Source organism: Streptomyces sp. RGM 3693, from assembly GCF_050471125.1.
GTDB lineage: Bacteria > Actinomycetota > Actinomycetes > Streptomycetales > Streptomycetaceae > Streptomyces.
Map to the genome: position 1 here is coordinate 1,577,151 of NZ_JBMPPQ010000001.1, position 26,952 is coordinate 1,604,102.

The following is a 26,952-nucleotide window of genomic DNA, read 5'->3' on the forward strand; positions in this document are numbered from 1 at the left end:
GTTCCCATGGCCGCCCTCCACCACCCGCTCCCCGCGCGTCCCCCGGCCGCCCCGAAGGCCGCATCCGCCCCGGGCGCACCGCGCACCGGGCGGGCGGTGGCCGGCAGGCGGACGGCCTCGGGCGGGCGGGCCGTCGGCGCGGTGCCGCCCGCCGACGAGTTGGGGCGTGATCTCGCGCTGCCGGTCGGTGCTGCGGCGACCGCGGTCGCGGTGACCGCCCTGCTGGTGACCGGTCAGGCCGGCCATCTGTGGCTCTCGCTCGCCGCGTTCGCGCTGCTGACCGTCGCCATCGCCGCGGCGGCTCGGCCCCGCCTGGTGCCCGCCGTCGTCCTGGTCTCCTGGATGTTCTTCGACGGCTTCGTCGTGCACCAGCGCGCGGAACTGGCCTGGCAGCAGACCGACCGGACGAGCCTCTGGATCCTCGCGGGGGCGGGGCTGGCCGGGGCGGTCTGCGCGGCGGCCGTGCGAGGCGCCCGGGCGGCGCGGACCCGACGCGGCGGCGCCGGGTGACGTCGATGGCGTCGTTGGCACGTCGGAACGGCGCGCGGCGGAACGGCGTCGGTGTGACGTCTTAGGCCGCCCAAGCCGTCTTGGTCGACCAAGCCGACCAAGCCGACCAACTAGCCCCGCCCGGACCCGTCCCAGTCGCCTCGTCCGCCGTGTCCGCCTCGTCCACCCCGCCCGCCCGTCCGGATCAACGTCCGCGCAGGGCGCGCGGGAAGGGACAGCGACGGGCTCGGCGGCAGCGGTGGGCCCCGTGGCGGTGGTGGGTGCCGTGGCAGCGGTGGGCCCGGGGGCTGCACGGGGCGCTCAGGAAGCCGAGGCCGATGCCGAGCAGCCAGCTGTCCTTGGCGAGCGGGAGTCCCGCCTGGGTGGGGCGGAGGCTGCCTGGCTGACGCATACCGGGCAGTCGCAGGTAGAGGCCGAGCAGGCCGCCGGCGAACCCGGTCAGGGCGACCCCCGCCAGCCGGGTCGGGACGAACGGCGCGAGCAGCGCGCCGCCGACCGCGATCTCGGAGGCGGCCAGCAGCCGCGTGAACCGTTCCGGGGGCAGCTTCGACAGGAACGGGTACGCCGCGGACGCCATGCCGTGCACCGCTTCGGCGGCCTCCCGGTCGGACTTCCACATCGTGAGCCCGGCGTTCAGGATGAACGAGCCGCTGGCCAGGCGCGGGGCGATGTCGCGCGGTTCGGGCACCTGCATCATGGGGGCCTCCAGAGGTCAGATCCGTCAGATCCAGGCCGGGGAGAGGGGGACCGCTGGTCGGGGTGCCGTCGTGGGCGGGTGTCCTCGGCGTGCCGCGGGCGCGGGGGACGCGTACGGGGCGGGCTTTCCGCGGCCCTTCGAACGAGGTTAGCGAGGGGTGGCCGGGGCTGCATCCGGTGCGCCGGTGGCGTCCGCGGGTCACAGCGCCGGTTCGTCCCACCGGTCGAGGAGGGTGTCGATACCGCCGTCCTCGGGGCCGCCCGGGGCGCGCATCCCGTCGAGGGTCTGCTCGGTCCAGATGACCTTGCCGCTGGGGGTGTAGCGCGTTCCCCAGCGCTGTGCGAACTGGGCGACCAGGAACAGCCCGCGCCCGCCCTCGTCGGTGGTGGCGGCGCGCCGCAGGTGCGGGGAGGCGCTGGTGCCGTCGGAGACCTCGCAGATCAGGGCGCGGTCGTGGAGGAGGCGGACGCGGATGGGCTGGGTGCCGTAGCGGATGGCGTTGGTGATCAGTTCGCTGAGGATCAGCTCGGTGGTGAAGCCGATCTCGTCCAGTCCCCAGGTCTGAAGGGTGCGCATGCAGGCGGCGCGGACGGGGCCGACGGCCGCCGGGTCGGAGGGGACCTCCCATTCGGCGATCCGGTCCGGGGCGAGCAGCTTGGTGCGGGCCACGAGCAGGGCGATGTCGTCACTGGGATGTGGGGGCAGCATGGCGTCCAGGACGGCCGTGCAGGTCTGCTCCGGCGAGCGGTCCGGGGCGTCGGCGAGGGTGCTGCGCAGCAGTTCCAGGCCGGTGTCGATGTCGCGCTCGCGGTCTTCGATGAGCCCGTCGGTGTAGAGGACGAGCCGGGAGCCCTCGGGCAGGGGCAGGTCGACGGTCTCCACCGGCAGCCCGCCGCCCAGGCCGAGCGGCGGGGAGACCGGTACGTCGGGGAAGGAGACCGATCCGTCCGGGCGGACCAGGGCCGGGCCGGGGTGCCCGGCGCGGGCCAGCGTGACGCGGCCGGCTACCGGGTCGTAGATGACGTAGAGGCAGGTGGCGCCGGTGATGCCGGTGCTGCTGTCCCCGACCAGCACTTCGTCCCCCAGCGGCGAGGTGTCCGGGTCCGGGGACTGCTCCGGGGACGCGTCCAGGGCCGGGGGCGCGCCCGAGGGCGGCGATCCGTCCGGACCCGGCACGGTGTGGGGGGCCGGCCCGCCGGCAGCACCGTCCGCTGATGCCTCGTCAGGAGTGGTTCCCGCCGGGTGCAGGTGGTCCCTCGGTCGGCCCGCCGGCTCGCCGCCCTCGCCGTCGGCCCCCATGCCGTCCGTGCGGGCCTCGTCCGTGTCGATGTGGCTGACGAGTTCGTCCAGGTGCCCCAGGAGTTCGTCGGGCGGCAGGTCCAGGGCGGAGAAGTTGAGGACCGCGGTGCGCAGCCGGCCCATAGTGGCGGCGGCGTGCAGGCCGTGGCCGACGACGTCGCCGACGACCAGGGCGACCCGGGCGCCGGGCAGCGGGATGAGGTCGAACCAGTCGCCGCCCACCCCGGCCTGTGCGGGCAGGTAGCGGTGCGCCACCTCCAGGGCGGACTGCTCGGGCAGCGCGCGCGGCAGGAGGCTGCGCTGGAGGGTGATGGTGGTGGCGTGCTCGCGGGTGTAGCGGCGGGCGTTGTCGATGGAGACCGCGGCCCGCGCGGCCAGCTCCTCGGCGAACGACAGGTCCTCCGCGCCGAACACCTCGGAGGTCTCGGCCCGCCAGAAGTTGGCCAGGCCCAGCACCACGCCCCGGGCCCGTAGCGGCACCGCGATCAGCGAGCGGATGCCGTTGTCCAGGATCCGTTGGGTGTCGACCGGGTCCTGGGCCCGCCACGCGTGTTCGGCGCGCAGATCGCGGACGAGGACCGGGCGGGCGCCGGCGATGCCCGCGGTGATGGGGCTGCCGGGGACGAAGCGGATGCGCTCACCGACGCGGTAGGCCGCCGAGTCCTCCGGGACGCCGCGGACCGCCAGCCGTCGCATCGGGGCGTGTTCCCCGGTCGGCTCGTCGCCGCGCAGCACCGGCTCCAGCAGCTCGACGGAGACCACGTCGGCGAAGCGGGGGACGGCGACCGAGGCCAGTTCCTCCGCCGTGCGGGCCACGTCCAGCGTGCTGCCGATCCGCATCCCCGCGTCGTAGAGCAGCTTCAGGCGCCGCTGGGCGACCTCGGCCTTGCCGGTCAGTGCCTGGAGTTCGGTGGTGTCCCGCAGGGTGACGGCGGTGCCGGCGGGGCCGCCGTAGGGGGCGGTGGGGCGGATGTTCATGGCGATGAGCCGGTCGCCGGCGGGGTGCACCTCGTCGGTCGCGGCCCGCCCGGAGGCCAGCAGGGCGGCCGTGCCCGGCTCCAGGCCCAGTTCGGTGACCCGGCGGTGCTCGGCGTCGTCGGGCAGGTCGAGCAGCCGGCGGGCCTCGTCGTTGGCGAGCAGGAGCCGTCCGTCGCTGCCGATGATGAGCACGCCCTCGCGGACGGCGTGCAGGACGGCGTCGTGGTGGTCGTACATCCGGGTCATCTCGGCCGGGTCCAGGCCGTGGGTCTGCCGGCGGAGCCGACGGCTCACCAGGGCGACCCCGCCGACCCCGATGACCAGTGCGCCGGCCGCGCTGCCGATCAGCAGCGGGAGCCGTTGCAGTGCCCACTCGTTGGTCCGCTGCACTTTGATGCCGGCGGCGACCAGCCCGACGATCCGGCTGTGGGGGTCCTTGACGGGCACCGTGGTGTCCACGGCGCGCCCGAAGGCCGAGCGGGAGGTGGAGGTGACCGTCCGGCCGGCGAGTGCGGGAGCGTAGCCGCCGGGGACCTGTTTGCCGATCAGTTGCGGGTTGGGGTGGGTCCAGCGGATCCCGGACGGGCTGAACGCGACGAGGTAGTCGAGCCCGGCTTCCTTGCGGGCCTCCTCGGCCCGGGGTTGGAGCCGTGCGGTGGGGTCCGCGGACTGCATCGCGGCGGCGGTCCCCGGAGCGTGCGCGAAGGCCAGTGCGGCGATGGCCGAGCGTTGTTCGGCCTCCTCCAGGCTCGCCTGCTGGGCCTGGAGGGCGAGCGCGACCCCGGCTGCCACGACCAGCAGCACCACCAGGGCGAGCTGCAACACGAGCACCTGGCCCGCGACGCTGTGCACGCTCAGCACCGAGCGAAGACGGCGCCCGACCTCACGCCTGGAATATCTCTTTCGCCCGAAATTTTCCATCACGCGCCATATTTAGCATTGTGCGCCCCCGCATAGCGATCAGCTGCGCCGGCGTCATAAGCGTTCCTTTCGGAATGACAAAGCGGCTTTATGAGCGCAAATTTGGACGGATGTGGGAAGCGGTCGGTCGTCACTTCGGGGTGTCCGGGCGCCCACGCGTGCCCTTTTGGACCCGATTCCACGCGGCGTAGCGACCGCGCGACACAAGGTAGTCGCACGGCTATTCGGAGTTGCGTGGAGGGCGACGAGCGTTTCCGGCCGGAGGTGCGCCAACGAGCCGTTGCGGGCCGCCGATTCCCGGCCCGACGATCCCGATGTCCCGCATGCCACCGGCCCATGCCGGCCGGCCGGCATGCCGTTGGTCCCGTAAGGAGGCTCCAGTGAACGACCGGATGACGCTCGCCCCGGATGCCGCACGGCAGCTCGCGACCACCACCAAGACCGCCCCTCAGATGCGCGGCATCACCCCGCGCTACCTGCTGCGCGCCCTGCCGTGGGTGGACGTCGAATCCGGCGTCTTCCGCGTCAACCGCCGCCGCACCTACGTCCTGGGCGACGACCGCCTCGCCACCTACCAGGACGGCGACACCTACCGCGTCATCCCCGGCGACCTGCGCGAACTCCCGTACCTGCGGGAGGCGGACGACGGGTTCCTGACCGAACTCGCCGGAGCCTTCACGGCGGTGTCCTTCGACGCCGGCCAAGTCCTCGCGGAGGGCGGCGCGGTGTCGGAGCGGCTGCTCGTCATCGCACAGGGCCGCGCCGAGAAGCGGGCCCGCGGTCGCTACGGTGAGGACGCGCTCCTCGAAGTGATCGGCGACGGCCAGTTCTTCGACCTCGACGCCTGGACCCGCTCCGACCCGATGCCGTACCGGGTCACCGCGCTCACCCCCGGCACCGCGCTCTGCCTCGACCGCGCCGCCCTGGCCCGACTGGTCGACCGCGCCCCGTCGCTGCGCCCCGCCATGGACGCCTACCTCGCGGCGGACGGTGTGCTGCCGGGCAGCGAGGTGCCGGTCGACCTCAGCTCCGGGCACGTCGGCGAACCCGACCTGCCGGCGACCTTCGTCGACTACGAGGACGAGCCCCGCGAGTACCACATGAACCTCGCCCAGACCGTGCTGCGCGTCCACACCCGGGTCTCCGACCTCTACAACGGCCCCATCGACCAGACCCGCGCCCAGGCCAACCTCACCGCCCACGCGCTCCGCGAACGCCAGGAGGACGTGCTCCTCAACCACCCCGAGAACGGCCTCTTCCGCAACGTCGCCCCCGGCCAGCGCGTGCAGGCCCGGCACGGCGCCCCCACCCCCGACGACCTCGACGAACTGCTCACCCGGGTCTGGAAGCAGCCCGGCTACTTCCTCGCGCACCCCCGCACCATCGCCGCGTTCGGCCGGGAATGTACCCGCCGGGGCGTGCCCCCGGTGATCGACACCAGCTTCGGCAGCCCGCTGTTGACCTGGCGCGGCGTGCCGCTGCTCCCCTCCGACAAGGTGCGCTTCTCCGGCGGCGCGGACACCGGCACCACCGAGATCCTGCTGATGCGGATGGGCGAGGCCGAGCAGGGCGTGGTCGGACTGCGCCCGGCGAGCGTCGCCGACGAGATCGAACCCGGTCTGTCCATGCGGAACATGGGCGTCGACAAGAAGGGCATCACCTCGTACCTGATGACCGCGTACTTCAACGCCGCGGTCCTCGTCGAGGACTCCCTCGCCGTCCTCCAGAACGTCGAGGTGTCCCGTTACCATGACTACGCCTGACGTCCTGGGATTCCCGCTGACCGCACCCACCGCGACGGGAATCCCCACCGCAGCGACGACGCAGCTGCCGGACGCCGCCACCACCGCGCCGGGGACGGGCGCAGGCACCCCGACACCGGTGACCGAGCCCACCACCGCGGCCCGGCCCGGCGCCGCCCCGACGGGCCGTCAGCTTTCCCAACAGTCCACCTTCACGCCGGAGTTGGCGCGCCGCGATGTGCCGATCCTGCACCGGACCGTCAACGGCAAACCGCTGGTCTGGCTCGACAACGGGGCCACCACCCAAAAGCCCCGGCAGGTCATCGAGGCGGTGTCCGGCTTCTACGGGGCGGGCAACTCCAACATCCACCGCGGTGCGCACACCATGGCCCGCGAGGCCACCGAGGCGTACGAGGCGGGCCGGAGCGCGGTCGCCCGGTTCCTGGGCGCGGCGTCCCCGGACGAGATCGTCTTCGTCCGCGGCACCACCGAGGCGATCAACCTCGTCGCCCAGAGCTGGGGGCGGGCCAACCTCGGCCCCGGCGACGACATCCTCGTACCGGTGCTGGAGCACCACTCCAACATCGTCCCCTGGCAGCTGGTCGCCAAGGAGACCCGGGCCCGAGTGGTCCCCGTCCCCCTGCGGCCGGACGGGCAGATCGACCTCGACGCCTACGCCGACCGGCTCTCCATGCGGACCCGGCTGGTCGCGATCAGTCAGGCGTCGAACGTCCTCGGCACCGTCCCGCCGCTCCAGGAGATGACCGCGCTCGCCCACCGCTACCGGGCCAAGGTCCTGGTCGACGGCGCCCAGGCGGTGGCGCACTTCCCCGTCGACGTCCAGGACCTCGACGCCGACTTCTACGCCTTCTCCGGCCACAAGCTGTTCGCCCCCACGGGCATCGGCGCCCTGTACGCCAAGCCGGAGATCCTCGAAGCGATGGCGCCGTGGCAGGGCGGCGGCAACATGATCGAATCCGTCTCCTTCGACCACACCCACTACGCACCCGTCCCGCACCGCCTGGAGGCCGGCACCGGCCACATCGCCGGCGTGGTCGGTCTGCTCGCCGCGATCAACTGGCTGACCGGCTTCGACCGGCACGCCGTCGCCGCGTACGAGACCGAACTGCTCGGCTACGCCCAACAGGCCCTGGCCGCGGTCCCCGGACTGGACCTGATCGGCTCCGCCGCCGACCGGATCGCGGTGCTGACCTTCACCCTGGCGGGCCACGACCCGGTCCGGATCGCCGACTGGCTGGACCAGGACGGGATCGCCGTCCGCGCCGGCCACCACTGCGCCCAACCGTCCCTGGCCCACTACGGCCTGACGAGCGCGGCCCGCGCCTCACTCGCCCTCTACAACACCCCGGAGGAGGTGGATCAGCTGGTCGCCTCGCTCCAGCGGCTCCAACAGTCCGCCTGAGGCCGCCGGCACCCGGTGCCCCGTCGACGTGCCCCCGCACCCGTGGTGTGTAGGGTTGGGGGTTGCGAAGGGGAGTAGCCCCGCAAACCGGTCGTCGACACACTGGAGCCGCAGTCGGCTCCCGGTGGCCGGGCCCACGCAGTCTCTGTGCGGGCGGGCGAGACCTTCGGCCCTTTGTCGACGACTTCCCACGCGTCGGCGGGCCGAAGTCGTGCCGCCGCTCCCACGCCGGTCGTCGTCAAGGCCCGCCGGAGCGGAAAGGCTGACGATCAGCGTGCTGCATTTCGTTCTGCTCATCGTGTGCGCGGTGGCGATCTATCTCTCCTGTGAGTGGTTCGTCAACGCCGTGGAATGGCTGGGTGAGCGGCTCAACGTGGGCCGGATGGCGGTGGGCACCATCCTGGCCGCCTTCGGCACCGCCCTGCCCGAGTCCGTGGTGACCCTGGTCGCGGTGACCACCGGCGCCACCCCGGAAGCCAAGAACATCGGCGTCGGCGCCGCGATGGGCGGCCCGCTGGCACTGGCCACCGTGGCGTACGGCGTGACCGGCGCGATGCTGCTGCTCCAGCGGCGCAAGCGGCGCGCCGCGGTCCCGGCGGGCACAGCCGACACCGTGCCGCGACCGCCGGCGGACCGCGACGTGGAGCAGGCGCTCGGCTCGGAGCGGGACCTGCGGCGGCTGGCCAAGGACCAGACCTGGTTCCTGCCGGTGTTCCTCGTCAAGGTCGCGCTCGGCCTGGTCGCCTTCGCCTTCAAGCCGGTGCTGGGCCTGGCGTTCTTCGCGGTGTACGCGGTCTACTTCTGGCGCGAGATCCGCGGCGACCACGAGGAGGACGAGGAGGGCGTCGAGCTGGAGCCGCTGAAGTTCCAGCCCAAGGCCGCCTCGCCGGCGACCTGGGCGGTGGTCGCCCAGACCCTGGCCACCCTCGCGGTGATCTTCTTCGCCTCGCAGCTCTTCGTCCACCAGCTGGACGCCATCGGTCCGATGCTCGGACTCTCCGCGTCGGTCACCGCGCTACTGCTGTCCCCGATCGCCACCGAACTGCCGGAGATCATGAACGCGGTGATCTGGGTGCGCCAGGGCAAGACCAAGCTGGCGCTGGCCAACATCTCCGGCGCCATGATGATCCAGGCCACCGTCCCCAGCGGCCTCGGCCTGCTCTTCACCAGCTGGCACTTCGACACCGCCCTGCTGTGGTCCGGCCTGATCACCATGGTGGCGATCGGCTACCTCCTGCTGACCATGCGCGCGCACCGGCTCACCCCGGGCCGGCTGGCGGTGGCGGCCGGGTTCTACGTGGTGTTCGGACTGGGGCTGATCCCGATCCTGGCGTGAGCCGACCCGGGACCCGCCGTCAGGTGGCCGGGGCGTGGTGGGCCAGGGCCGCGTGCGGGTCCGCGTCGCCGTCCTCCGGAGTGTGGTCGAGGTGGACGGTGGCCGCCGTCAGCCGCGGTACGCCGTGGATCAGCGCGTGCTCGGCGGCCACCGCGATCCGGTGCCCCCCGGCCACCGTCAGCCGCGGGTCCAGGACGATGTTCGCCTCGGCCCGTAGCGTGTGGCCGATCCAGCGCATCCGCAGCTGCCCCACGCCACGGACGCCGGGCACGCCCAGCAGCGCCGCCTCGCCGGCCGCCACCAGCGCCGGGTCCACCGAGTCCATCAGCCGCCGGAGCACCTCCCGGGCGGCGTCCTTGAGGACCAGCAGGATCGCGGCGGTGATCAACAGGCCGACGACCGGGTCCGCGGCGCGCCAGCCCAGCGCGGCGCCGCCCGCGCCCAGCAGCACGGCCAGCGACGTGAAGCCGTCGGTACGGGCGTGCAGCCCGTCCGCGACCAGCGCGGCGGAGCCGATCCGGCGGCCGGTGCGGATGCGGTAGCGGGCCACGCACTCGTTGCCGAGGAAGCCGACCAGCGCGGCGGCCGCGACCGCCCACAGGTGCGCCACGTCCCGCGGGTGCACCAGCCGGTCGACGGCCGCGTAGAGCGCGGGCACCGAGGACGCCGCGATGGTGAGCACGATGACCACTCCGGCCAGGTCCTCGGCCCGGCCGTAGCCGTAGGTGTAGCGGCGGTTGGCGGCTCGCCGGCCGAGGATGAAGGCGATGCCGAGGGGGACCGCGGTCAGCGCGTCGGCGGCGTTGTGCAGGGCGTCGCCGAGCAGCGCCACCGAGCCGGACAGCGCGAAGACGGCGGCCTGGACCACGGTGGTCAGAGCGAGGACCGCGAGCGAGAGCCAGAGCGTGCGCATGCCCTCGCGGGAGCCCTCCAGCGCGGGGTCGACCTTGTCCCGGACCTCGTGGCTGTGGGGGGTGACCGCGTGCGCCAGCCGGTGCCGCAGCCGGGCCGCGGGGGAGCGGCCGGCGGCGGTGGGGTGCGGGTGCTCATGGCCGTGGGGGTGGGAGTGGGGATGGGGCTCGGAGACCGGCATCTGCGCGTTCACGGGCATCGCACCTTCCCGACGTCCGGGGCGCGGCTTGTGTCCTACGCCCTCGCCCCCTCATTATGTGCGTATGAGCGCACGCATGCACCTATCAGATGCGCACGGTTCGCAGGAGCCCGACGACGGCGCCCGGCTCGCGGTCGCCGTGGAGATCCTCGGACTCCTCGCCGACCGCACCCGACTGACCCTGCTGCGGTGCCTTTGCACCGGCGAGGCCGACGTCACCACCCTGACCGAGACCTGCGGCGCCTCCCGCACGTCCGTCAGCCAACACCTCGCCCGCCTCCGACTGGCCGGGCTGGTCACCACCCGCAAGGACGGCCGCCGGGCCGTGTACGCCCTGCGGCACGGGCATCTGCGCCGCCTGGTCGACGAGGCCCTCAACGCCGCCGACCACCAGGTCCGGCACCTGCCGCCGCACGACTGAGCGGGCGGGCGCGCGGGGGCACACGGAGCGTGGCGCCGGCGCCACGCTCCGTGTGCCCCCGCTCCACATGTCGTCCGCCCGGAGAGCTCCTACCGTGGAGGCATGCGCGTCCTGGTGGTCGACGGCGAGCCCCGCACGGCGGTGCTGCTGCGGCGCGGCCTCACCGAGGAGGGCTACGTCGTGGACCTGGCGGTGACCGGCCCGGAGGCGGTCTGGCGGGCCCGCGAGGTGCCGTACGACCTGATCGTCCTCGACGTGCTGCTGCGGGGCTACGACGGCTTCGAGGTGTGCCGCCGGCTGCGGGCCGCGGGCTGCTGGCCACCGGTCCTGGTGCTGAGCGCCCGCCACGAGATCAGCGACCGGGTACGGGGACTGGACGCCGGCGCCGACGACTACCTGGCCAAGCCCTTCAGCTTCGCCGAGCTGTACGCCCGGCTCCGGGCGCTCGCCCGCCGCGGTGCACACGCCCGACCGCCGCTGATCGCGGTCGGCGATCTACGACTGGACCCGGCCAGCCGCCGTGCCTGGCGCGGCGGGACCGAACTCCGCCTGTCGCCGAAGGAGTTCGCGCTGCTGGAGCTGTTCCTGCGGCATCCCGGCGAGGTGCTGACCCGGACCCTGATCCTGGAACACGTCTGGGACTTCCCCTGCGACGGGGTGTCCAACGTCGTCGACCAGTACGTGGCGTACCTGCGCCGCAAGATCGACCGCGGGGGCCGGGCGTCCCACCTGGAGACCGTCCGTGGCGCCGGCTACCGGCTGCTCAACCCGACCCCCGTGACCAGCGGTTGAGGGCCGCACGAGGGAGGGGCGGAGGCGAGCGGACGCCGCCGGGACCGCGCCGCGAGCGGATGTGAGGACTCACATCCGCCCCACACGGTGGCCTCACGAACCGCTGCGCATACTGGCCGGGAACCGGCAGGGAGCCGGCCCGGACCCGGGACGCGCACCGGAACCCGAAACCGGAACACGACCGGGAGCACGGGCGAATCCAGGTGAGGTGATTTCCATGGCGACCACCAAGAAGTCCTACCGCTGGCGGATCGCGGCCATCGGCGCCGCATGCGCCGCCCTGCTCGCCGGCGGGGCGGGTACCGCGGTCGCCGTGCCGAGCGCGGTACCGGACCTGCACTCCGCCACCGTCGCCACGGCCGTGGCCAAGACGCACGAGGGGATCAGCGTCAAGGCGAGCGCGAAGTCCCTCAAGGCCGGCCAGACGGTCACCCTCAGCGGCCGGACCAAGGGCATCGCGATGGGCAGCAAGCTCACCGTGCAACACCTGAACAAGGGCAAGTGGACCACGCTGCACGCCAACACCAAGACGAAGCACGGCGGCAACTACAGCGTCAAGGTCAAACTCAGCAAGAAGGGCAAGGAGAAGCTCCGGGTGGCCCACGGCAAGACGCACTCGTCCACCGTCACCGTGACCGTGCACTGACGCCACGTCACCTCCCGTTGCCCGCTGCCGACCCGCACCATCAAGCAGATCCTGCCCTGCCTGGACCAGCCCCGGGCCATCTACTTCCCGGACGCGACCCCGGAGATGATCGCCACCCTGGTCAGCGAACGCGACCGGATGACCGACCGCATCTCCTGCCTGGTCCGCAACCGCGACGCCATCGGCGAATACCTCGACGCGGCGCCGGTCACTCCCAGGTCGCCGACTCCGGATCGACACCGTGCGCCCGGGCATTGGCGAAGATCACATCGCGCAGCCAGCGGGTGAGGTCCGGCGCGACCGTGTCGAAGTACTCCGCGTAGCGGGGATCGTCGACGAACATCCGCCCGATGCACGCGTGCATCGAGTGGGTGCAGTCGAAATACCGCGAGAGCAGGGCGCGGTGCCGCTCCGCGAGGACGTTCGCCTCGTCGGAACCGGGGGCGACGTCGGCGCGCCGCGCGGCCGCGAGATCGACGTTCAGCGCGTCGGTCGCGGCCGCGACCTCCTGCCAGTCCTCCGGTGTCATCCCGGCCGCCCGCTCGGCGTACTGGCTCCACTGCGCGGTGTCGCCCCAGCGGTCCTCGGCCTCGTCCACCCAGGCCGGCCGCCAGTCGTCGCCGAAGATCTCGACCTGCTGCTCCGGCGTCAGCCGCATACCGGTCCGCGACGCCTCCAGCATGCGGTCGACCGCGCCGACCATCTTCTCCAGGCGGGCGATGCGCTCCACGAGCTGCGACCGCTGCCGGCGCAGGTGCTCGCGCGCATCGGCGTCCGGATCGTCGAGGAGCCGACCGATCTGGGCGAGCGGGAGACCGAGCTCCTTGTAGACCAGGACCCGGTGGATCCGGGCCACGTCGTCAGCCGAGTACACCCGGTACCCGGCCCAGGTGCGGCCGCTCGGGCGCACCAGGGCGATCGCGTCCCAGTGGTGCAGCGTCTTCACGCTGACCCCGACGAGCGCGGCCGTCCGACCGACGGTGAGGCCGTCGGGACCGGTCGGTCCGGCGCCCTCCCAGATGATGGTCGGTTCCTGCTCGGGGGAATCACTCGTCATCCGCCCAGTGTCGCGCACCCCGCACCGGGAACGCGGCCACCGCTACGCCTGCCGGAGTCGGGCGACGATGCCGTCCAGGTCGCGGAGGGCCAGCTCGGGGCGGACGAAGTGACCCCCGGGCTCCTCGTGCCACTCGTGCGGGATGCCGGCCTCGTCGAGGCGGGCCCGGAACTCCCGCTGGCCGGCGAGCACCTCGGTCTCGTTGAGCAGGTCGAACGCGTCAACCGGGCTGGGACTGGTGCCGGCGACCAGGAAGACCCGCTTGGTGCGGAAGGTCTCGACGTGCTCGATCGGGTTGTCGGCGCTGACCTTGGCCTCGTCCCACGGCTCGCCGTAGATCGTGCCGCCGGCCAGGTCCAGGGCCGCGGCGGACACGTTGGCCCAGTGGGCGACCGCGCCGAGGTCGCGGCGCAGGCTGGGCGGGCCGGAGTGGGCACTCACCGACGCGAAACGGTCGGGGTACTTGGCCGCGTACTTCAGCGCGCCGAAGCCACCCATCGAGAACCCGGCAACCGCCCGGCCGTCGTACTCGGCGTAGGTCCGGAAGTTCGCCTCGACCCACGGGAGCAGTTGGGCCATGTGGAACGTCTCCCAGTTCCGGGGGCCGGTGTTCGAATGGACCGGGTTGGAGTACCAGCCGGCGTGTCCGCCGTCGGGCATCACGACGATGAGCGGCTTGCCGGCGGTCCAGGCGCGGATACCGCCGTTCGGCAGCCGGTCCCAGGTCATGAAGTCCTGGTCGGTGCCGCCGCCGTGGAACAGGTAGAGGACCGGGTAGGTGCGGCCGCTGGTGTGGTAGTCGTCCGGCAGCAGGACGTTGACGGCCGGCTGCCAGCCGATCGCGTCGGTCGCGAACCGGTAGTACCACATGCGGGGGTCGTCCTCGCGGCGGTCCACGATGCGCAGCCCGGCCCCGTCGCCGGTCGCCCCGGCCGGCGACGCTGAGCCCAGGACGCCTGCGCCGCCGAGCGCCATCGCCGCGGAGATTCCGCCGACGGCCTTCAGGACACTCCTGCGGGTGGCGCGGTGCTCGCTCAACATGACCTCCTGGTCGGGAAGTGGCACGAACGGTCCGCGTGCTGAGGAACGCGCGGGTGGGTCGGCGGCGCGGCTCTCGGCGGATTTGCCAACGGTTGCCGGAGGCGCTGAAATGCCGGTGAATTCTCGATGAGGCAGACAGCGGTGCGGTGCGGTGCGGGAGCGGGGGCTTCGGGGTGGACGGGGCAGGCACGCAACGGCTGCGGATCGCCGTGCTGGGGCCGGTGCGGGCCTGGTACGACGGGTCGCCGCTGGACGTGGGGCCGGTGCGACGGCAGGCGGTGCTGGCCGCGCTGGCGCTGCGTCCGGGCACGCTGGTCAGCCATGAACAGCTCCTCGACGACGTGTGGGGCGCACAGCCGCCGGGCTCCGGTCGCCGGGTACTGCCGAGCTACGTCTACCCGCTGCGGAAGGCGCTCGACACGGCGGGCGCCGGACCGGCGGGGTCGGTGATCCGTAGCGTCCGCGGCGGGTACCGCTTCGTCGGCGACGGAGTGCGGCTCGACGCCGCGGAGTTGGCCGAGCGGGTCGGGGCGGCGCAGCACGCGAAGACCTCCGATGACCCGGCCACCGCCATGGACCGGCTGGTCGACGCGCTGGCCCTGTTCCGCGGCGAGCCCCTGGCCGGGCTGCCGGGGCCGTTCGCACAGGGCGAGCGGCGGCGGCTGACGCGGCTCCAGCGCACCCTCCAGCAGGACCGGCTGGAGTGCCTGGTCCGCCTCGGCCGGTCCGCCGACGCCCTGGACGACCTCGCCGCTCTCGCCGCCACGGATCCCTACGACGAGCCGCTGGCGGCGCTGCGGATCCGTGCCCTGTATGGCAGCGGTCGCCAGGCGGCGGCGCTCGGCACCTATCAGGACGTACGGGCCCGGCTGCGCGACGAGCTCGGGGTCGATCCCGGCGAGGAACTCCGCCGGACGCACCAGGCGGTGCTGCGCCGCGACGACGAACTGCTGCTCGGCCCGGCGCCGGCACGCGCGCCCGCCGCTCCGCGCCGGCCCCGCCGCACGGTCAACGAACTGCCCGGCGACACCGGCCGCCTCATCGGGCGGGAGCACGAACTGGCCCTGCTGACCGCGCCCCCGCCGCCCGGGTCCGTGGCGGTCGTGGCGGTGGACGGCACGGCCGGAGTCGGCAAGACCGCGCTCGTCGTCCATGCGGCCAGGGCGCTGCGCGGTCACCATCCGGACGGCTGCCTGTTCATGGACCTGCGCGCCCACAGCACGGAACAGCGGGCGCTCTCCCCACAACGGGTCCTGCGGCGGTTGCTGCGTTCGCTCGGCACGGCCGACGGCGAGGTGCCCGACGACCTCGACGAACTGACCGCGGCATGGCGGGCCGCGACCAGCTCGCTGCGGCTGCTCCTCGTGCTCGACGACGTCCTGAGCGCGCAACAGATCCGGCCGCTGCTGCCCGCCGGGCCCGGCAGCACGGTGCTGGTGGCCGGTCGGCGGCGGCTGGCCGGACTGGACACCGATCGACGGGTCACCCTGGAGCCGCTGGAGACCGGCGACGGGCTGTCCCTGCTCCGGCACATCGTGGGCACCGGGCGCGCGGACCGGGAACCGGACGCGACGCGTGCGCTGGTCCACCTCTGCGACGGGCTGCCGCTGGCCCTGCGCATCGCCGGGGCGCGGCTCCAGACCCGACCTGCCTGGACGCTGGCGTACCTGGTGGACCGGATGGCGGGCGACGAGCACCGCCTCGGCGAACTGAGCGCCGGGGACCGCAGCGTGGAGGCGGCCTTCCGCCTGTCCTACGACCAGTTGGCCCCGGAGCAGCAACGGGGCTTCCGCACCCTGGGCCGGTCGCCGACGGTCGAATTCGACCCGCTGACACCGGCGGCCGTGCTGGGGTGCGCGTACCGCGAGGCGGAGGAGATCCTGGAGAGCCTGGTCGACGCGAGTCTGTTGCAGCAACCGCGACCGGGCCGCTACCGCCTGCACGACCTGGTGCGGGTGCATGCGCGGCGGCTCGCGGAAGCCGCACCCGCCGACGGCGACGCGGGCCGCACCGCCGCACTGCGCCTCTATCTGGACGCGGGCCGGGTCACCAGCGACTGGGGCCCCGACGGCTTCCCCACCGGGCCGCGGCCCGCGGGGGCGCCGTTCGCGGACTGGCAGGAGGCGGCCGGCTGGTTGGAGGCGGCCGGCGGCGAGCTCGTCGACGTCGTCGGGCACGCGGTGGCGCTCGACGAGGTCGACCACGCGTGCTGGATCGCCGAGGCACTGAGCGACTACTTCGCCCGGCAGGGCCGCTACCACGAGTGCCGAACGGCCCTGGAGACCGCGCTCGCGCACGTGGACCGGGCCACCGACCGGCGGATGGCTCCCGCACTGCGGAACCGCATGGGCCTCACCGACCTCTACCTGGGCCGCTACGGCGAAGCGCGCGCCTGGTTCACCGAGGCGCTGCACCTCAGCCGCCGCCACGCGGACCGGTACGAAGAGGCCGGGGCCCGGTGCGGGCTGGGCGCCGTCGAACTGAACCTGGGCCGGGCGGAACAGGTGATTCCCGCGGTCACCACGGCGGTCGAGGTCGCTCGACGGCTCGATGCCCACTGGCTCGCCGCACAGGGGCTCATCCTCCTCGGCACGGCCCACCACGTCCAGGGGCGGTACGACCAGGCGCTGGCCTGCTACGCCGCCGCCCTCGCCCACGCCGAGACCAACGGCCGCCCCCGGATGATCAGCAAGGTGCTGACCTGCACCGCCGACGCCCACCTCGCCCTCGGCGGGTACGGCCGGGCCAGGGCTCTCTACCGCCACGCGGCCGACCTGGCCCAGCAGGTCGGGGACGTCCTCCTGCACGCGATCATCCTGACCCGACACGGCACGGCGGAGCACGGCGAGGGAAACCTGAACGCCGCCGCGGACCTCCACCACCAGGCACTCTCAAAACACCAGACGCTGTGCCCCCGTACGGAACCCCACCGCGACCGGCTGGAGATGGACATCCGGGCCCGGCTGGGCCGCGCCTACGCCGCGGCCGGCCGCGGCGCCGAGGCGCGGGAACAGTTCCGGACCGCGCTCGCCCTGCCCGGGGCCGACGCACACCCCGAGGAGCGCGCGCAGGCACTCGCGGGACTCGACGCGTGCACGGACCGCTGACGGACCGCCCCCGGGGGCGACCGGATCCTTCGTGACCGTCAGGCGGAGCCTTTGCCCTACGGTCAGCTCGCCGTGTCGAGTAGTTTCTGGAACGCCTCGTTGACGGCCAGCGCCTTCTTGAGGTCCTTGACGGTGGCGTCGGGGATGGTGCGGGAGTACGAGCATGCGGTGACCTGGTGGGCCACGATGAAGTCCTTGATGTCGGGGTCCGCGATGCCGGGGTAGTCCTCGGTGTGTTGCAGGATGGCGTCGAAGACGTCGGGGATGTACTTGGCGAAGTCGTCGATGTAGGCGTCCCAGTCACCGTCGAAGTTCGTGGCGAACATCAGCCGGGCGTCGTCGTCGAAGAGGACCCAGCGCGCGTCGTGGAGCGTGCCGATGCGGGCGCTGATCTCCTTGCGGCGGTCCTCGAATCCCGGCTGTTGGAAGACCTCGCGGATCTGTTGCCCGTGGCCGGGTTTGACGTTGAAGAAGAGGGTGAACTCGTTGGTCCGGCCGGACCGGAGGCCGGGGCGGGCCTGCTTCTCGGTGTGGGTGGTCATGGCGGGCGATCCTTCCAAGGGCGTTGCGGATGTGCCGTTGCCCGGGTGGAGCCGCGCCTCGGTGCCTGGCCCGCTGCTCAGGTGTCGAGTTCGGCCAGCCAGTTCAGGGCGCGGATGCCGGGCATGAAGAGGTACTCGCCTCCCTTGGTGACGGCGAAGCGGGGCTATGGCCACGTACACCCACGGACAGCACGAGTCGTGGATGGACCTCTACCAGCGGTGCGCCCGGGCCAACGGCGGCGAGCCGGACGCCGGGCGACGCCTGCTGGCCTGGGCCCGGGCGGCCGGGTTCACCGACATCACCCCCAGCACCAGCACCTGGTGCCACGCCGACGACGCGGACCGCGCCCACTGGGGCGGCATGTGGGCCGACCGCATCCTGGACTCGGCCATAGCCGACCAGGTCCGCCGCGACGGCCTCGCCACCGAGGACGACCTGCGCCGCATCTCGGACGCCTGGCGCACCTGGGCCGCCGACCCGGACGGCTGGCTGAGTGTTCTGCACGGGGAGATCATCTGCCGCGCGTGACCGGCCGCATGCCGCTGCTCGGCGGTGGTGCCGACGCCGGCGACCAGTCAAGCTGACGTCGAGAACGCCGCCGGCGGCCTTCCGGCGAGTTACTCCCTCCATAGGCGCCAACGTGCTGGTCAGGCGGCGTGGAAACGGCCCGCGGCCACCGGCCGCACTCGACGCGGTAGAAAGTGCCCTTCAGCGGTCGGCCGATGCGCGGGTGCCGGTGGCCGTCTCCCTCCCGCCCGGCGGGCATACCCGGCCGGCGAGTGCAACGCTGGAAGTGGTCCCGTCCCGGAATCTGGAATGCGGGAGGAACGGACATGGAGATCAAGCCACAGGCAGCCGTCATTCCCAAGGAGACCGACGACCTGGAACAGGGGAAGTACGGCCCCGTCTTTCCAAGAACTCCGGCCTGCTACGGGTTCACCATCGTCGCGAAGGTCAAACCGGGCAGGGCCGACGCGATGCGGGAATACGGCTACACCTTGGCCAAGGCGCTGGAGCAGGATCCGTATCTTCTCGCTCCGTTGAAGCTGCACTACCTGCGCTGGGTTCTCTTCGACGACGACACGCGCTTCATGTATCAGGGGATTTTCGACACGGACTTCGACAAGTACACCGAGGACGCCGTCGCGCTGTTCACCAAGTCGGGCGTGACCACCTCCTTCGAGAACCTCGAAGGTTTTCCCGAGGACTGGCGGACGAACCCCGAGGCAGCAGTGCGCTTCGTACGGGAACACCACTGTCCGAGCTTCATCGAGTACGGAGAGTATCCGTATGTGACGGCAGACGAGATCAAGAAGGCTTTGCGGATCAAAAACGCCCTGTCGGAGATGCTCGATCAGATGCAGTGAAGGTTGGGCCGGGCTCGTGGTGAGGGCGGAAAACCGCGCGGGCATTCCACTCCGGTTCGGAGACGATCGAAATGAGCGAGGTCAAGACCGCGCGCACGTACAACCAGAGGCACATTCCGCGGGATTACACCCCTGGCGGGCGCCGGGTGAGCATCTATGTCTCGTGGAGCTATCCGGCCGAGGCCGGTCGCAACGCAGCTGAGCTGGACAACCGATTCTCCACGATGACCGAGGTCAGGCGGGTGGCATGGCCCGCCTACGAGAACCCGCAGTGGTCGGATCCGTATCGGTTCCAGCAGGGCATCGCCGGGTCGCTGGAGCTGTTCTTCTGGGCCTGGGTGCCGTTCCAGGAATTCGTCGAGGAGGTCACGGGGCATCCCGTCCCGGTGTATCAGCGCATCGACCAGGCGGGTTTCCACACCCCACTCGACGAGCGGGTGCTCGACGACACGGACATCATGTTCGTGTTCGGGCTGGATCACACGGTCACCGAGCAGAAGGCCCAGCCCGGGGAGATCGAGGCCCTGCGGGCGTTCCTCGCCCGGGAGGATTCCCGTCTCGTCCTGGGCCCGCACCACGACGTCGGCGCTTCGGACGATCCTTCGGTACGAGAGATGGAATACCGTCATCACGGCGATCCCCTGGTCCCCCGCCAACAGCGATTCGCCACCTATGTCAGGGACTTGATGCAGGGTCTGGGGGTGCCGGTCATGAACCGGTACGGGCTGCGCCCGGCAACGCGCGAGGGCAACCAGATCGTCCCGCTGTCCACGGTCAGGGACCTGGACCCGAAGGGCTGGCTCGACGGGGTGGCGAACTTCAACTTCCATATGCACCTGCCGCACTACGACGTGACGACCGATGAGCCGGACACCGTCCACGTGCTGGCCAGGCAGCCGATCGACATGTCGAGACCGCATCCGTTCACCGAGGCCGGCAACACCGAGTTCAACATGTTCCTGTGGATGCCTCCCGGCGGTGACCGCGCCGGTGATCTGCTGCTGGCGGACTCGACGATCTTCAGCTCCTTGTTCGGCGGGGACGAAAGCCTGCGGAGCTTCTGGCGAAACCTCGTCTCCGCGTAGGGTCCCGGGAGGTCAACCGTGAGCGTGCACAGGGCCGACGAGTTGGAACTCGACGACATCCAGCGCGGGGTTCTCAGTCCCCGGCCCACGCCGTACGCGGCGACCTACCTCGCCTTCCGCATCGACGACCGGGAGCAGGGGCGGGAGTTGATGCGGCGCGCGAGTGCGGTGGTGACCTCCGCGGCGGACCCGGTCAGCCCCCTGGGGGAGACCTGGGTGAGTGTGGCCGTCACCTGTCGCGGCCTGGAGGCGCTGGGGGTGTCGCGCGCCTCACTGGAGACGTTCGCCTGGGAGTTCCGGCAGGGGATGGCGGCCCGCGCCAGAACACTGGGCGACGTGGGCGACAGCCGCCCGGAGCGCTGGGAAGCACCGCTGGGCGGCCCCGACGTCCATGTGGTGTTCACCGCGGTCGCGCCCGACCCCGAGGGCCTGGCGGCAGCCGTCGACCACGCCCGCCCCGCTTACGACCGGCTCGCCGGTGTGACGGCGATATGGCGGCAGGACTGCTACGCCCTGCCCACCGAGACCGAGCACTTCGGCTATCGCGACGGGATCAGCCATCCGGCCGTCGAAGGCAGCGGCATCCCGGGATCCAACCAGCTGGAAGTTCCCCTGAAAGCGGGCGAGTTCGTCCTCGGCCACCGCGACGAGATGGGCGGTCTGCAGAGCCCCCAGCCGAACGTGCTGGGACGCAACGGTAGTTACGCGGTCTTCCGCAAGCTCCATCAGAAGGTCGCCGAGTTCCGGCGGTACCTGAAGGACAACTCCACCGGACCGCAGGACGAAGAACTGATCGCCGCGAAGATCATGGGGCGGTGGCGCAGCGGTGCTCCCCTGGCGCTGGCTCCGCAGCACGACGATCCCGCGCTCGGCGTCGACCCGCACCGCCGTAACACCTTCCGGTACGACAGCGACGATCCGGCGGGATTCACGACGCCCGGCGGCAGCCACATCCGCCGGGCCAATCCCCGCGACGCCACGGTGGCAGGAGCGGTGCGACTCCACCGCATGATCCGACGCGGCACCGTCTACGGTCCGTCGCTGCCCGAGGGAGTGCTGGAGGACGACGGAGCCGACCGCGGCCTCATGTTCGCGTTCGTCGGCGCACACCTGGGGCGGCAGTTCGAGTTCGTCCAGTCGCAATGGATGAACGACGGCGTCTTCTTCGGCGCGAACGACGCCAAGGACCCCGTCACCGGATCCCACGACGGCTCCGCCGGCTTCACCATTCCCCGGCGTCCGCTGCGCCGACGCCTTGCCCCGCTGCCGCGGTTCGTCGTCACCCGAGGAGGCGAGTACTGCTTCCTGCCGAGCCTGGCCGCCCTGCGCTGGCTCGGCGGCCTTCATGACTGACCAGTGGTCTTGCGTGCAAGCCCCGTCCTTCAGGGCGGGGTTAGCGCATCTCAGGACTGCTCTAAGCCGTAGGTTAGAGCGGACGTTTTTGCTGCTCGATGTACTGTCGGATGATCGCCAACGGTGCCCCGCCGCACGAGGCCGCGAAGTAGGACGGCGACCAGAAGTGCCCGTGCATGATGGCCCGGTTCACGCGGTCGGTGAACTCCTTTCGCAGGTAGCGGGAGGAGACGCCTTTGAGGCTGTTCACCAGGGAGGACACGGCCACCTTCGGCGGGTAGTGCACGAGCAGGTGTACGTGATCGTGCTCGCCGTTGAACTCCTTCAGCTCCGCCTCGAAGTCCTCGCACACCTTCCGCATGGTCTCCTCGCAGCGCGTCAGCATCTCGTCGTCCAGGGCCCCGTGCCGGCACTTCGTCACAAAGACCAAATGCACGTGCATCGCGGAAACCACATGTCTGCCGCGCCTGTACTCAGTGTCTGTACTCATAGACCAAATGATACGATCGCGATCGTGCGGCTCCGATACAACTACCGGGTCTATCCGGATGCCCCGCAGCGCCGTGCGCTGGCCTAGGCATTCGGGTGCGCCCGCGTGGTCTTCAACGACGGCCTTCGGGCGCGTCAGGAAGCCCACGCGGCCGGGGAGCCGTACCTCAAGGACACTGACCTGCAAAAGCAGGTCATCACCGCCGCCAAGCGCACCGAGGAACGCGCTTGGTTGGGTGAGGTGTCCTCCGTCGTGCTCGTGCAGTCCCTGCGGGACCTGCACACCGCGTACCGGAACTTCTTCTCCTCCGTCACCGGCAAGCGCAAGGGGCCGAAGGTCGCGCCCCCGCGTTTTCAGTCCCGCAAGGACAACCGGCAGTCGATCCGGCTCACCGCGAACGGCTTCACCCTTCGCGACAACGGCACGCTGTACGTGGCGAAAGTCGGAGACCTTGAGGTCCGCTGGTCCCGACCACTTCCCGCCGTCCCGACCTCGGTCACCGTCACCAAGGACGCCGCCGACCGGTACTGGGCGTCGTTCGTCATCGACACCGACCCCGAGTTCCTCCCCGAGCTGGAGACCGAAACTGGTATCGACCTGGGCCTGTCGCACTTCGCGGTCCTGGCCGACGGAAAGAAGATCGACGCCCCGAAGTTCCTACGACGTGCCGAACGCAAGCTCAAGCGGTTGCAGAAGGACTTGAGCCGCAAGGCCAAGGGCAGCAACAACCGGGCGAAGGCTCGCAAGCTCGTCGCCCGGCAGCACGCCAAAGTGGCGGACCGGCGCCGAGACTGGCACCACAAGGAATCCACGAAGATCATTCGCGACAACCAAGCGGTGTACGTGGAAGACCTTGCGGTGTCCGGCCTCGGACGCACCCGCCTGGCCAAGAGCGTGCACGACGCCGGATGGTCCACGTTCGTCGCGATGCTGGAATACAAGGCCGCCAAGCACGGCCGGTACTTCGGCAAGATCGGGCGCTTCGAGCCGACCTCTCAGGTCTGCTCTGCCTGCGGCATCAAGGACGGCCCCAAGCCCCTCCACGTCCGCGAATGGACGTGCCAGGAGTGCGGGACCGTCCACGACCGCGACGTCAACGCAGCTCGCAACATCCTGGCGGCCGGAAGGGCCGACAGACTAAACGCCTGTGGAGCGCCGGTAAGACGGGCATCCGTGCCCGCACAGCGCGGTGAAGCAGGAACCCCCCAGAAGGGTCAGACGACCCAGGCTGGAATCCACGTCCTTTAAGGCGTGGAGGGCTTCAAAGCGTGGCGACGGGTACGTGGTGTCCGGTCGCGGAAAAAGGCTTGGCGTGCCGGTCGGTCGCATGGCTAGGGTGGGATCACCCGCCACGGCGACTGTTCGGTTGCTGTTTGTCGGCGTGTGTTTCGGCTGTGGATGACGAAGGAGGTGTGACCGATGGCTGTTGTTGCGACGGGCACTGCCCGCACTCGGACGATCATCAGTTTCGCTTCCGCGGTCTCCGGCTGACACCTTCGATTCCTTTCTTTCCGCGCTCTCTGCGCGGTGCCGGGGCCGCCCTTGTGAAGGGTTTCCCTTGAATCTCTCTTCTGGTTCCTCTACTCCGTCTTCATCGAGCCCGCTGTCGTCCTACGGCTGGGACGAAGGGTTCGTGGAGAGTTTTGTTCCCTATGTCGGGCAGGGGTATGTGCCCGGTCGAATTGTCCGCGTGGATCGCGGACGAGTGGATGTCGTGGTGCCTGACGGCGAAGGCATCCGGACCGTCCTGGCGGACACCGCCCTCGTAGCGACCAGTGACCCGATGAGGGTGCCGTGCACTGGCGACTGGGCCGTGATCGACCTGGAGAACGGGCGTGCTGGCGACCATATCGATGGCGTCGTCAGAGCGTTGCTTCCCCGCCGCACGGCCTTCGTCCGCTCCACGTCGTCGAAGCGTTCCGAGGGTCAGGTGCTGGCCACGAACATCGACACCATCGTCATCTGTGTGTCGCTCGCGGAGCAGTTGGACCTCGGGCGGATCGAGCGGTTCCTCGCGCTTGCGATGTCCAGCTCGACGGGTGAGGGACGGGGGCATGGGTCCGCACTCTCATGGGAGAGCGGGGCGCAGCCGCTGGTGGTGCTCACCAAGGCGGACCTGGTGGCGGACCCGGTCGCGCTCGGCCACCTCGTCGAGGACGTCTCGGCCGCCGCTCCCGGTGTGCAGGTGCTGGCGGTCAGTGCGGCAACCGGGGACGGCCTCGACACCCTGACCGCCGTATCGGCTGGTGCCACCTCCGTCCTCCTGGGGCGGTCCGGTGCCGGGAAGTCCACCCTGGCCAATGCGCTCGTCGGGGCGGACGTGCAGGACGTGAGGGCGGTCCGCGACCAGGACGGCAAGGGGCGGCACACCACCACGACCCGCGATCTGCTGGTGCTGCCCGGGGGCGGCGTGCTGATCGACACGCCGGGGCTGCGCGGCGTCGGCATGTGGGACGCGGCGGGCGGGCTGGCCCGGACGTTCTCCGACGTCGACGAACTGGCCCGGCAGTGCCGGTTCCAGGACTGCGCACATGATGCCGAGCCGGGCTGTGCGGTCCAAGACGCCGTGGAGAACGGCGAGTTGGCGTTGCGCCGGTTGGAGAGCTACCGCAAGCTGCGGCGCGAGAACCAGCGGATCGTGGCCAAGACCGATGCCCGGCTGCGCGCGGCGATCCGGCGCGACTGGAAGCAGAAGCAGGCCCTGGGGCGGCACATGAGGGAACGGAAGGGGGGACAGGACGTCGAGTGGAGGTCGGGGCGCTAGGGGCTGTGTGAGGTGGTGATCCATCAGGTGTTCCGTTCCTTGCAGCCGGAGGGCCGGCGTCCGTAGGCGCGACCGAACCGCGGGTCAGCCGCCGGTCACCTGCGGCCACCACCGGCCGCTGTCGCCGCTCAGTACGTGCCGACCGACCCTTTGCTGCCAGGCCCGCTCACCGCCGTCCTCGTCGCGCCAGGACCACATGCGGGTGGTGGCCAGGTGGAGCGGGCTGAGTTCGGTGAAACCGATCGCGCCGTGCAGTTGGTGGGCGATGCGGGTGATCTCGGCCACCGAGGCGGCGGCCTGTGCGGCTGCGAGCCACGCGGTGAACTCCGCGGAGTCCGGTTCGGCCAGGGCGGACGCGGCCGCCTCGACGGCCGCGGCGACCAGGGCCGCCTCCTCGACCAGCTTGGCCTCCTCCTGCTTGACGGCCTGGAAGTGGCTCAGCGGTCGGCCGAACTGCATACGGGAGGCGGTGTGAGCGGCCGTCAGCTCGACACAGCGGCGTGCCGCACCGGCGATCAGGGCGGCCCGCGCCAGGCCGGAACGCCATTCGGCCTCCCGGACCAGTGCGGTCGGAACGCGGCGGACCCGCTCAGCGGGGACGGCCACGTCGAGCAGCACGAGGTCGTCCCTGGGCTCGCCCGCCAGGTTCGTGCCCGCCACCTGCCGCCACTTTGCGGCTTCGAGGAGGAAGAGCACGGGCCCGCCGCATGGGCCCTCGGTCAGCACGACCGCGGCTTCGACCGCCCGGGCCCACGGCACTCGGTGCAGCGTGCCGCTGACCCGCAGGGCGTCATCGGTGCCGGCCGCTCCCGGCGGCCCGACCCTGCTGTCGGTGTCCACGTGGGTGAACCGCACGTCGAGCGGGCCGGTTGCCACGGTGAGCTGGCCGTCCGGGATGGCGAGCCCGGCCGCAGCCAGCAGCGGGCGCGCGACGAGCAGCGTCTCGGCGAGCGGTGCCGGGGTGCCGTGGTAGCCGGCTTCCCGCGCCAGAGCCACCAGGGTGGTCGGCGGCGTGTCGAGCGGCGGCAGGGCGTCGGCGGCGCGTTCGACGGGGGATTCGGTGCTCATCGGGACAGCTCCAGACCTCGGGTGATGATGCCACGCAGGATTTCGTTGGTGCCGCCGCGCAGCGTGTATCCCGGCGCATGCAGGATCGCGGTGGCCAGCAGTTCGGGGTAGCTGCCGCGGGTGGCGTCGAAGCGGGCGGCGACCGGAAGGATCTCGCGGACCTCGTTGACGAGTTCGCCCTCGAAGCGGGTCCCGAGGTCCTTCACCAGTGCCGCCTGCACGTCGGCGGGGCGGCCGGCCGCCAGCGCCGCGGCCACCCCCAGCGACAGCTGCCGAATGGACGACAGGCGCGCGGTGAGCCGGCCCACCCGGGCCTGCTGCTCGGGACTGCACCCGCCGGTCCGCTGCAACTGTCCCGCCAGGGCGGTCAGGAGCGGCAGCGTGGACAGGAAACGCTCGGGCCCGCTGCGTTCCAGGGCCAGTTCGCCGGTGACCTGCTGCCAGCCGTCACCGGGACACCCGAGCAGCGCGTCGTCGGTCAGCTCGACGCCTTCCAGGTGGCAGTAGTTGAAGGTGTGCTCGCCGCTGAGGAGACGGATCGGCTCGACCCGGACGTGCGGATCGCGCAGGTCGACGATGAACTGGCTCAGCCCGGCGTGGCGGTCCGCGGACTCGTCGGTTCGGGCGAGCACGATCGCGTGGTCGTTGACGTGCGCGCCGCCCGTCCACATCTTGGTACCGGTCAACCGCCAGCCGTTGGCGGTCCGCTCCGCCCGGGTCCGTACCGAGGCCAGGTCCGAGCCGCTGTCCTGCTCGCTCATTCCGATCGAGAAGAAGCACGCTCCGGCGGCGATCCGGGGCAGGAAGCGGCTCCGCTGTGCCTCGGTGCCGTGGCGCAGGATGGTGGGACCGGCCTGCCGATCGGCGACCCAGTGGGCCGAGACCGGGGCACCTGCGGCCAGCAACTCCTCGATGACGACGTAGCGTTCGAGGTTGCTGCGCCCGCCACCGCCGTACGTCCGCGGCAGGGTCATGCCGACCCAGCCGCGCCGGGCCAGGCGGCGGGTGAACGCGGGGTCCCAGCCGGTAAGCCAGGAGTCGGGCCGACCGAGGACGGTGCCGGCGGCCCGCTCCGTGGCGAGGAAGTCGCGCACCTCCTGTCGTAACTGTCGGGCTTCGGGGGGAAGTCGGACGGCCCCGAGGTCGAGGGCGGAGAAGGTCATCGGGAAGCTCCTCAGGTGGCGTGGTGGGTATGCGGTCG

The 26,952-nt window shown here is 71.7% G+C and carries 22 protein-coding genes and 2 pseudogenes; 15 read left to right on the forward strand and 9 right to left on the reverse strand.

The window, feature by feature from the left end; all coding sequences use genetic code 11:
• Positions 1-6: 6 nt before the first annotated feature.
• A complete protein-coding gene (locus ACO0M4_RS06625; protein ID WP_430368738.1) occupies positions 7-510 on the forward strand; it encodes a hypothetical protein in 504 nt (167 codons plus the stop codon).
• Positions 511-694: 184 nt separating this feature from the next.
• Here ACO0M4_RS06625 and ACO0M4_RS06630 read toward each other — a convergent pair whose 3' ends face one another.
• Positions 695-1,207: a hypothetical protein gene (locus ACO0M4_RS06630; protein ID WP_430368739.1), complete on the reverse strand. Its 513-nt coding sequence runs from the start codon at positions 1,205-1,207 to the stop codon at positions 695-697.
• 198 nt (positions 1,208-1,405) lie between these two features.
• On the reverse strand, positions 1,406-4,345 hold the full coding sequence (locus ACO0M4_RS06635; protein WP_430368741.1) for a SpoIIE family protein phosphatase: 2,940 nt from the start codon (positions 4,343-4,345) through the stop codon (positions 1,406-1,408).
• A gap of 440 nt (positions 4,346-4,785) precedes the next feature.
• Here ACO0M4_RS06635 and ACO0M4_RS06640 point away from each other — a divergent pair, with 440 nt between their 5' ends.
• The 3 genes from ACO0M4_RS06640 (at position 4,786) to ACO0M4_RS06650 (ending at position 8,906) form a co-directional block, all read left to right on the forward strand.
• Positions 4,786-6,168 carry a family 2B encapsulin nanocompartment shell protein gene (locus tag ACO0M4_RS06640; protein WP_430368743.1) on the forward strand — a complete coding sequence of 461 codons (1,383 nt, stop codon included), beginning with the start codon at positions 4,786-4,788 and terminating at the stop codon, positions 6,166-6,168.
• Positions 6,155-7,570: a SufS family cysteine desulfurase gene (locus ACO0M4_RS06645; protein ID WP_430368744.1), complete on the forward strand. Its 1,416-nt coding sequence runs from the start codon at positions 6,155-6,157 to the stop codon at positions 7,568-7,570. The genes ACO0M4_RS06640 and ACO0M4_RS06645 overlap by 14 nt, the downstream gene beginning before the upstream one ends.
• A 274-nt stretch (positions 7,571-7,844) precedes the next feature.
• The gene (locus ACO0M4_RS06650; protein ID WP_430368745.1) at positions 7,845-8,906 is read left to right on the forward strand and encodes a sodium:calcium antiporter; all 1,062 of its coding nucleotides are present in this window, start codon (positions 7,845-7,847) and stop codon (positions 8,904-8,906) included.
• Between the two features lie 19 nt (positions 8,907-8,925).
• Here the strand turns inward: ACO0M4_RS06650 and ACO0M4_RS06655 are convergent, their stop codons facing one another.
• Positions 8,926-10,017, reverse strand: a complete 1,092-nt coding sequence (locus ACO0M4_RS06655) for a cation diffusion facilitator family transporter (RefSeq protein WP_430368747.1) — start codon at positions 10,015-10,017, stop codon at positions 8,926-8,928.
• 64 nt (positions 10,018-10,081) lie between these two features.
• Here ACO0M4_RS06655 and ACO0M4_RS06660 point away from each other — a divergent pair, with 64 nt between their 5' ends.
• The 4 genes and pseudogenes from ACO0M4_RS06660 to ACO0M4_RS06675 all read left to right on the forward strand — a co-directional run.
• Positions 10,082-10,438, forward strand: a complete 357-nt coding sequence (locus ACO0M4_RS06660; RefSeq protein WP_430368749.1) for an ArsR/SmtB family transcription factor — start codon at positions 10,082-10,084, stop codon at positions 10,436-10,438.
• A 102-nt stretch (positions 10,439-10,540) separates the two neighbouring features.
• Positions 10,541-11,230, forward strand: a complete 690-nt coding sequence (locus ACO0M4_RS06665; RefSeq protein WP_430368750.1) for a response regulator transcription factor — start codon at positions 10,541-10,543, stop codon at positions 11,228-11,230.
• A gap of 217 nt (positions 11,231-11,447) precedes the next feature.
• Entirely contained in the window at positions 11,448-11,876 is a 429-nt protein-coding gene (locus ACO0M4_RS06670; RefSeq protein ID WP_430368751.1) for a hypothetical protein, read from the forward strand.
• A 24-nt stretch (positions 11,877-11,900) separates the two neighbouring features.
• Positions 11,901-12,164 (forward strand): annotated as a pseudogene (locus tag ACO0M4_RS06675) (MerR family transcriptional regulator); the annotation flags it as partial.
• Here the strand turns inward: ACO0M4_RS06675 and ACO0M4_RS06680 are convergent.
• Complete coding sequence (locus tag ACO0M4_RS06680; protein ID WP_430368752.1) at positions 12,085-12,933, reverse strand: MerR family transcriptional regulator; 849 nt, start codon at positions 12,931-12,933, stop codon at positions 12,085-12,087. The pseudogene ACO0M4_RS06675 and the gene ACO0M4_RS06680 overlap by 80 nt on opposite strands.
• Positions 12,934-12,975: 42 nt before the next feature.
• Complete coding sequence (locus ACO0M4_RS06685; protein WP_430368753.1) at positions 12,976-13,974, reverse strand: alpha/beta hydrolase; 999 nt, start codon at positions 13,972-13,974, stop codon at positions 12,976-12,978.
• A 173-nt stretch (positions 13,975-14,147) separates the two neighbouring features.
• Between ACO0M4_RS06685 and ACO0M4_RS06690 the strand changes: the two genes are divergently transcribed.
• The gene (locus ACO0M4_RS06690) at positions 14,148-17,081 is read left to right on the forward strand and encodes a BTAD domain-containing putative transcriptional regulator (protein WP_430368754.1); all 2,934 of its coding nucleotides are present in this window, start codon (positions 14,148-14,150) and stop codon (positions 17,079-17,081) included.
• Between the two features lie 62 nt (positions 17,082-17,143).
• Here the strand turns inward: ACO0M4_RS06690 and ACO0M4_RS06695 are convergent, their stop codons facing one another.
• Entirely contained in the window at positions 17,144-17,623 is a 480-nt protein-coding gene (locus tag ACO0M4_RS06695) for a hypothetical protein (RefSeq protein ID WP_430368755.1), read from the reverse strand.
• A 166-nt stretch (positions 17,624-17,789) separates the two neighbouring features.
• Here ACO0M4_RS06695 and ACO0M4_RS06700 point away from each other — a divergent pair, with 166 nt between their 5' ends.
• The 4 genes from ACO0M4_RS06700 to ACO0M4_RS06715 all read left to right on the forward strand — a co-directional run bounded on the left by ACO0M4_RS06700 (position 17,790) and on the right by ACO0M4_RS06715 (position 21,429).
• A complete protein-coding gene (locus tag ACO0M4_RS06700) occupies positions 17,790-18,152 on the forward strand; it encodes a hypothetical protein (protein WP_430368757.1) in 363 nt (120 codons plus the stop codon).
• Between the two features lie 305 nt (positions 18,153-18,457).
• Positions 18,458-18,991 (forward strand): hypothetical protein, encoded by a 534-nt coding sequence (locus tag ACO0M4_RS06705; RefSeq protein ID WP_430368759.1) that lies wholly within the window; start codon positions 18,458-18,460, stop codon positions 18,989-18,991.
• A 71-nt stretch (positions 18,992-19,062) separates the two neighbouring features.
• Positions 19,063-20,076 carry a hypothetical protein gene (locus tag ACO0M4_RS06710; RefSeq protein WP_430368761.1) on the forward strand — a complete coding sequence of 338 codons (1,014 nt, stop codon included), beginning with the start codon at positions 19,063-19,065 and terminating at the stop codon, positions 20,074-20,076.
• An 18-nt stretch (positions 20,077-20,094) separates the two neighbouring features.
• Positions 20,095-21,429, forward strand: a complete 1,335-nt coding sequence (locus ACO0M4_RS06715) for a Dyp-type peroxidase (RefSeq protein WP_430368762.1) — start codon at positions 20,095-20,097, stop codon at positions 21,427-21,429.
• Positions 21,430-21,502: 73 nt separating this feature from the next.
• Here the strand turns inward: ACO0M4_RS06715 and tnpA are convergent, their stop codons facing one another.
• Positions 21,503-21,919 carry an IS200/IS605 family transposase gene (gene tnpA, locus ACO0M4_RS06720; RefSeq protein WP_430368764.1) on the reverse strand — a complete coding sequence of 139 codons (417 nt, stop codon included), beginning with the start codon at positions 21,917-21,919 and terminating at the stop codon, positions 21,503-21,505.
• Between the two features lie 24 nt (positions 21,920-21,943).
• Here tnpA and ACO0M4_RS06725 point away from each other — a divergent pair.
• Both ACO0M4_RS06725 and rsgA read left to right on the forward strand, forming a co-directional pair.
• Positions 21,944-23,167, forward strand: a pseudogene (locus ACO0M4_RS06725) (RNA-guided endonuclease InsQ/TnpB family protein).
• 310 nt (positions 23,168-23,477) lie between these two features.
• Positions 23,478-24,683 carry a ribosome small subunit-dependent GTPase A gene (rsgA, locus tag ACO0M4_RS06730; RefSeq protein ID WP_430368765.1) on the forward strand — a complete coding sequence of 402 codons (1,206 nt, stop codon included), beginning with the start codon at positions 23,478-23,480 and terminating at the stop codon, positions 24,681-24,683.
• A gap of 84 nt (positions 24,684-24,767) precedes the next feature.
• Here rsgA and ACO0M4_RS06735 read toward each other — a convergent pair whose 3' ends face one another.
• Both ACO0M4_RS06735 and ACO0M4_RS06740 read right to left on the reverse strand, forming a co-directional pair.
• Complete coding sequence (locus ACO0M4_RS06735; protein ID WP_430368767.1) at positions 24,768-25,751, reverse strand: acyl-CoA dehydrogenase family protein; 984 nt, start codon at positions 25,749-25,751, stop codon at positions 24,768-24,770.
• On the reverse strand, positions 25,748-26,914 hold the full coding sequence (locus tag ACO0M4_RS06740; protein ID WP_430368769.1) for an acyl-CoA dehydrogenase family protein: 1,167 nt from the start codon (positions 26,912-26,914) through the stop codon (positions 25,748-25,750). The genes ACO0M4_RS06735 and ACO0M4_RS06740 overlap by 4 nt, the downstream gene beginning before the upstream one ends.
• Positions 26,915-26,952: the final 38 nt, after the last annotated feature.